Source organism: Streptomyces sp. NPDC059567 (assembly GCF_042735655.1).
In the GTDB taxonomy this organism is placed as follows: domain Bacteria; phylum Actinomycetota; class Actinomycetes; order Streptomycetales; family Streptomycetaceae; genus Streptomyces.
The window spans coordinates 23,880-30,237 of sequence record NZ_JBHWBS010000074.1 but is presented as its reverse complement, the minus strand read 5'-3'; the positions used below and the strand labels follow the sequence as shown (position 1 = coordinate 30,237).

The 6,358-nt window shown below is 70.4% G+C and carries 5 protein-coding genes; all 5 read right to left on the bottom strand.

Translation table 11 applies throughout. The annotated features are described in order from the left end of the window. Window positions 1-134 precede the first annotated feature (134 nt). Window positions 135-1,097: a zinc metalloprotease gene (locus ACFVZW_RS26890; protein WP_384526181.1), complete on the bottom strand. Its 963-nt coding sequence runs from the start codon at window positions 1,095-1,097 to the stop codon at window positions 135-137. A gap of 348 nt (window positions 1,098-1,445) precedes the next feature. Beyond that, window positions 1,446-3,095 carry an alkaline phosphatase D family protein gene (locus ACFVZW_RS26885; protein WP_384526178.1) on the bottom strand — a complete coding sequence of 550 codons (1,650 nt, stop codon included), beginning with the start codon at window positions 3,093-3,095 and terminating at the stop codon, window positions 1,446-1,448. Between the two features lie 147 nt (window positions 3,096-3,242). Further along, complete coding sequence (locus tag ACFVZW_RS26880) at window positions 3,243-4,058, bottom strand: DsbA family protein (RefSeq protein WP_384526175.1); 816 nt, start codon at window positions 4,056-4,058, stop codon at window positions 3,243-3,245. Between the two features lie 45 nt (window positions 4,059-4,103). Further along, a complete protein-coding gene (locus ACFVZW_RS26875) occupies window positions 4,104-4,790 on the bottom strand; it encodes a hypothetical protein (RefSeq protein ID WP_384526172.1) in 687 nt (228 codons plus the stop codon). 63 nt (window positions 4,791-4,853) lie between these two features. Next, entirely contained in the window at window positions 4,854-6,179 is a 1,326-nt protein-coding gene (locus ACFVZW_RS26870) for a DUF2252 domain-containing protein (protein WP_384526169.1), read from the bottom strand. Window positions 6,180-6,358 lie beyond the last annotated feature (179 nt).

Here is a 6,358-nt window from a genome sequence, read left to right as displayed (position 1 = left end):
TCTTTTTTTTTTATCACCCCCCGCCCCCCGGGGGGGCGTGGGGGGGGGGGTCCCGGGCCCGCTTTTCGCCCCCGGGGGGGGGGGGGGGGGGGCCCCCCCCCCCCCCCCCTTCCTCATGCCGGGCCGAGGGGACGTCAGCCGCGGTACGCGGTCCACATGCTGCTCATCCGCGAGACCTGGCCCGCGGTGAACTGGTACATGCACGAGTCGTACGTGTAGTCCATGAAGTTGTGGATCGGGTCCACACCGGTCTTGTTGGTGCAGCTGTCACGGCCGGTCGGGCACTCGTACGCCGGGCTCTTCTCGGCCGGGGTGTCGCTCACCGAGTCGCCGGAGCCGCTGCAGCCGCCCTGGAACGTGTGGTACAGCCCCATCCAGTGGCCGACCTCGTGGGTGGCGGTGTCGCCCTCGTTGTAGTTGGCCGCGGAGCCGCCCGGCAGCGAGGAGTCGAGGACGACCACACCGTCCATCGACGGGTTGGAGCTGTACGAGGACGGGAAGGTCGCCCAGCCGAGCAGACCGCCGCTGAGCTTGGCCGTGTAGAAGTTCAGCGCGCCGGCGCCGCCCTTGCGCAGCGTCTGCTTCATCTGCTTCTCGGCGGTGGAGCCGGAGGCCAGGTTGTACCAGGACGCGTTGTCCGTGTAGTCGGTCGAGGCGAGGGTGAACTGGAAGTTGGTGTTCACGTTGCCGGTGCCCTGGCCGCCGTAGGCCGCGTTGAGGACCGCCATCTGCTTGTTGATGTCGGTGGCCGTCAGCTTGCCGGCGGTGCCGCTGTGCACGACGTGGAAGTGGACCGGGATGGTCACCACGGCGGCGGTGGCGTTCATGCCGCTCGCGCGGACCGACTCCAGTCTCTTCTTCAGGTCCGCGTCCATGGCCTTGGCCTGGGCGGCGGAGATCTCGTTGGGCTCGCCGGCGTGGGCGGTGGCGCCGCGGGCCTTGCGGGCGCCGGAGAGGGTCTCCGTACCGTCCGCGCACTCCTCGGCGGAGGGAGCGGCGGCCGTCGTGGTGGTGGCCGGGGCGGCCGACGGGGCGGAGAGGGGGGCCAGGGCCAGGGTTCCGGCCATGACCGCGGTGCCGAGTACACGACGTGACATACGCGGCGATATACGAACAAGAGCACGCACTGGTGACTCCTCGCGGGGGGTTTGTGGGAGGCAATTCCTCGCCACCGCGGGGAGATTACGGGTCCATGTCAGACGTTGTTGAGCATTGATCAAGCCCAATCATTCGTGGGGCATTTCGGGTCATCGGGAAGAAGAACTCTCGTCCGTTCCGGAGTTTGAGACATCGACGTAACGAACGAGAAGCCAGAGGCGGGTGGTGTGTCCGGATTCGATCTGCCGAACTCACCACCCGCCGTAGCGATGTGATCTTCTGTTAACAGACGCGATCATGGCTGAAAAGCGACCATGGCGTCATGTCGGTGAAGGGCCGGGGCGGGCTCAGCGCACCGGCTGGTACACCCGCTCGACGCGCTGCGTTCCGTTCCGGGTCCGGTACGAGCGCGACCAGGCGGCCGTCGCGTCCGCCTTCGCCTTGTCGGAGACCGTGTAGTAGTCCATCTGCGACTGCTCGGCGGTCACATCGAGCACGCCGTAGCCGTGGTGGTCCATGTCCACCCACTTCACATGGCGGTTGGCGGCCTTGACCGCCCCGGCCGCCACCACCGAGAGCGTGCCCGGCGCCACATGGAGGATGTCGTCCAGGTTGTCCGAGGTCACCGAGGTGACCACGAACTCGGTGGCCGCCGACTGCGACAGCGGGTACGTCGCCGCCTTCACGGGCACGTCGTTGGCCCAGGCCATGTGGATGTCACCGGTCAGGAAGACGGTGTTCCGGATGGATCGCTGGGTCAGATGCGCCAGCAGCTCCTTGCGGTCGTCCGTGTAGCCGTCCCACTGGTCGACGTTGACCGCGAGCCCCTCCTTCGGCAGGCCCAGCAACTCCGCGAGCGGACCGATCAGGTGGGCCGGCAGGGCGCCGAAGGCGACCGGCGAGATCATCACCGAGGTGCCGACCAGCTTCCAGGTCGCGTCGGAGCCGGCGAGGCCGGACTTCAGCCAGTCCAGCTGGGCGCGGCCGGTGAGGGTGCGCTCCGGGTCGTCGACGGCGCCCTTGCCGATGCCCGCCTGCTGCGAGCGGAAGGAGCGCAGGTCGAGCAGGTGCAGATCGGCCAGCTTGCCGAAGCGCAGCCGGCGGTAGACCGTGCCCTCGGTCGAGGCGCGGACCGGCATCCACTCGAAGTACGCCTGCTTGGCGGCGGCGACCCGGGCCGCCCACTCGCCCTCGGCGCCGGGCGTGTGGTTCTCCGCCCCGCCCGACCAGGCGTCGTTGGCGACCTCGTGGTCGTCCCAGATCGCGATCATCGGGTGCGCGGCGTGCAGCGCCTGCAGATCGGCGTCCGTCTTGTACTTCCCGTGCCGGGTGCGGTAGTCGGACAGCGAGACGATCTCGTGCTTCGGCTCGTGCTGCCGGACGACGTACTTCGCCTCGGGGTAGCCGCCGGTGCCGTACTCGTAGATGTAGTCGCCGAGATGGAGGATCGCGTCCAGGTCCGCGCGGGCCGCGAGGTGGCGGTACGCGGAGAAGTAGCCGGACTCCCAGTTGGAGCAGGAGACGACGCCGAAGCGGACGCCGGGCGTGACGGCGTCGGTGGCCGGCGTGGTGCGGGTGCGGCCGACGGGCGAGACGGCCTCGCCCGCCGTGAAGCGGTACCAGTGCGCGGTCGCCGGGCGAAGACCCCGGACGTCCACCTTGACGGTGTGGTCGGAGGCGGCCGTCGCGTCGGCGGTGCCGCGGGCCACGATCCGGGTGAAGGCCCGGTCCTCGGCCACCTCCCAGCCGACCGTGACGGCGGGACCTCTGCCGGATCCGGGTGCGGCGTCGGGGGTGGGTGTCACACGGGTCCAGAGCAGGACGCCGTCGGGCAGCGGGTCGCCGGAGGCGACGCCGTGCAGAAACGCGGGTGCCTCGGAGTCCGCGAACGCGGGGGAGGCGGCGCCCACCAGGGCCGGTGTGGCGACGGCCGTGACGGCGGCGGCCTTCACGACCGTACGGCGGGTGGGGGCAGGGGATATGTGTCGACTGGTCACGGGCAGTCAGATTACTGACCAGTATGACGAATAGGCAGGCGAAAACCGGAAGTTCGCACACTCGTCGCCCGGCGGACGTGATAGTCCGCCGCCGCCCGCGCCGGGCGGGTCCGCGGGGGCCGGGGCTCCCGCGGACCCGAGCGCCCGTCAGCCCTTGAGCGCCGGCGCTATCGCGGCGTTGAACTGGTCCACCGTCAGCGGCGGGTTCTCGCTGCCCTCGGCCGTCAGGGCCTTGCCGTCCATCTTCAGCGTCGGCGTGCCCTTCACACCGCTGGCGTCGAACGCCGCGGACATCTTCATCGCCCAGGCGTCGAAGGTGCCGTTCTCCACGTTCTTCTTGAACGCCGCGTTGCCCTTCAGCGCCGGGACCGAGTCCGCGACCTCCAGCAGGTAGGAGTCCTTTGCGAACTTGTCCTGGCTCTCCTCCGGGTGGAACTGGGTGGAGTAGAGGGCGGACTTGTACGCCATGAACGCCTCGGGGCTCACGTCCAGCGCCGCGCCCAGAGCCGACAGGGCGTTCTTCGAGCCCTCGCCCTGGTCGACGTTGTCGATGAACGTGGCGCCGACGTACTTGACCTTGTACTTGCCGTCCTCGACGTCCTTGTCGACCGTCGCGCCGACCTGCTGCTCGAAGGTCGCGCAGACCGGGCAGCGCGAGTCCTCGTAGAGCTCCAGCGTCTTCTTCGCGGACGACTTGCCGATGACGACCGTCGTGCCGTTGGTGCCCTCGGTGTTCTTGGGCGCGGTGACGGCCGACTCCTTCGCCACCGCCTCCCAGTGGGACGGCTTGTTGGCCTGGACGACGGCGAAGCCGATGCCGCCGGCGACCGCCAGGGCGGCGACCGCCGACACGGCGACGATCACCTGGCGGCGGGCCTTGTCCTTCTTGGCCTGACGCTCGCGCTCGATGCGCAGCCGCTCGCGGGCGGCCGCCTTGTTGCTCTGGCTGTTGCGTGCACTCATGGTCGTGATCTCCGTGGAACGTCGAAAGGAAGGGGGGTGCGGTGCTCAGGCGAGGGCGAAGCCCGAGCACGGCGGTCCCCGCCGTCCGACGGAGTGCACGAGGAGGCGGGTACGGGACCGGCGCGGCCGGTCCAGGGGGCGCCCGCCGCGCCCCGGAGCGGTGCGCGGGGCGCCGAGGAGGGCCGCGACCAGCAGCAGCGGCCGGAACGCGACGGCCGCCACGGCGCCGACCAGCCGGGTCAGGGCCCGCTCACCGTGCCGCAGCCAGGCAGCCGCGAACAGCCCGACCGACACATGAGCGGCGAGCAGCAGCCACGGCAGGGCCGGGTCGGGAGAGTTCAGCAGGGCGGCCGCGGTCCCGCTCTCGGGGGCGGCGACCCCCGGCAGCGGGGTGCCCAGCGCGCCGCCGCAGAGGACGTCCACGCCCACCGCGCGCAGCGAACCGGCGACCGGACCGCCGGCCTGGCCGTAACAGACCGCCTGGCCGGCGGTGAAGACCGTGTCGGCCGCCAGCTCCAGCGGCACGAGCAGCCCTGCGATCGGGCCGAAACCGCGCTCGCGGCCGGCCAGCGCGTACGCCACGGCGAACACGCCGGCCGAGAGCAGGCCCACGGTCGGCAGCGGCAGCGGCACCTGGGACAGCAGCACGTGGGAGCCCGCGGACAGCGTCACGACCAGTGCCGTGAAGAGCGCCGCCCGCAGCCCCCTGAGCCGCGTCCCTGATATGTCCATAGCGCTGGAGAGTGTGCCATGCCTTCCTGTAAGAGCCCCTTAAGGGCGAGCTGTGCGAGGGGCCTACAAGCCCGGGATCCGGCCGTTCCGGAACAGGTCCACGAAGATCTGGTGGTCCTCACGCGCGCGTGCCCCGTAGCTGTGCGCGAAGTCCACCAGCAGGTCGGCGAAGCCCGCCTCGTCGGCGGCGATCGCCGCGTCGATGGCCCGCTCGGTCGAGAACGGCACCAGCGAGTGGCCGCTGGAGTCGTCGGCCGCCGCGTGCATCGTCGCCGTCGCGCGGCCGAGGTCGGCCACGGTCGCCGCGATCTCCTCCGGGTCGTCGATGTCCGACCAGTCCAGGTCCACCGCGTACGGCGAGACCTCCGCGACCAGCTGCCCGGAGCCGTCCAGCTCGGTCCAGCCCAGCCACGGGTCCGCGTGCGCCTGGAGGGCCCGCTGGGAGATGACCGTGCGGTGACCCTCGTGCTGGAAGTACCCGCGCACCGCGGCGTCCGTCACGTGGCGCGACACGGCCGGGGTCTGCGCCTGCTTCATGTAGATCACGACGTCGTTCTCCAGGGCGTCGCTGTTGCCCTCGAGAAGGATGTTGTACGAGGGCAGGCCGGCCGAACCGATGCCGATCCCGCGCCGGCCCACGACGTCCTTGACCCGGTACGAGTCGGGGCGCGCCAGAGACGACTCCGGCAGGGTCTCCAGATAGCCGTCGAAGGCCGCCAGGACCTTGTAGCGCGTCGCCGCGTCCAGCTCGATGGAGCCGCCGCCGGAGGAGAAGCGGCGCTCGAAGTCGCGGATCTCCGTCATCGACTCCAGGAGCCCGAAGCGGGTCAGCGAGCGGGCGTCGCGCAGCGCGCCCAGGAGCGGGCCCTCGGCCGTGTCCAGGGTGAAGGGCGGCACCTCGTCGTCCTTGGCGCCGACCGCCAGGGCGTGGATGCGCTCCCGGTAGGCCGCGGCGTAGATCCGTACGAGCTCCGTGATCTGCTCGTCGCTCAGCGCCTTCGAGTAGCCGATCAGCGCGAGGGAGGCGGAGAGCCGCTTCAGGTCCCAGGTGAAGGGGCCGACGTACGCCTCGTCGAAGTCGTTGACGTTGAAGATCAGCCGGCCGTTGGCGTCCATGTACGTGCCGAAGTTCTCGGCATGCAGATCGCCGTGGATCCAGACCCGGCCGGTCTGCTCGTCCACGTACGGACCGCCGTGCTGCTCCTGCTCCAGATCGCTGTAGAACAGGGACGCCGTGCCCCGGTAGAAGGCGAAGGCGGAGCCGGCCATCTTCCGGAACTTGACGCGGAAGGCGGCCGGGTCGGCGGCGAGGAGCTCACCGAAGGCGGTGTCGAAGACGGCGAGTATCTGCTCACCGCGCTCGGCGGCGGTGGGCTGGGGGACCGACATCGAGGGTGCCTCCTGGTGCAAGACTGTTCATGACAATTGGGACAGGCGTTCTGTGTCTCTCAACGCGCGACCGTACCCCCGAGTGCCCGCCGGTTGTCAGTGGAGAGCCGTAGACTTCCACGCTGTCCCCCCAGACTGCCCGCAGCCTGTCGACTCCCGTTTCCCGGAGGCTCCCCGCC

What these genes read in the sequence shown, in the direction of transcription:
- ACFVZW_RS26880 (WP_384526175.1), bottom strand. Translation starts at nt 4,058, where the DNA reads ATGAGTGCACGCAACAGCCAGAGCAACAAGGCGGCCGCCCGCGAGCGG.
- ACFVZW_RS26870 (WP_384526169.1), bottom strand. Translation starts at nt 6,179, where the DNA reads ATGTCGGTCCCCCAGCCCACCGCCGCCGAGCGCGGTGAGCAGATACTC.
- ACFVZW_RS26875 (WP_384526172.1), bottom strand. Translation starts at nt 4,790, where the DNA reads ATGGACATATCAGGGACGCGGCTCAGGGGGCTGCGGGCGGCGCTCTTC.
- ACFVZW_RS26890 (WP_384526181.1), bottom strand. Translation starts at nt 1,097, where the DNA reads ATGTCACGTCGTGTACTCGGCACCGCGGTCATGGCCGGAACCCTGGCC.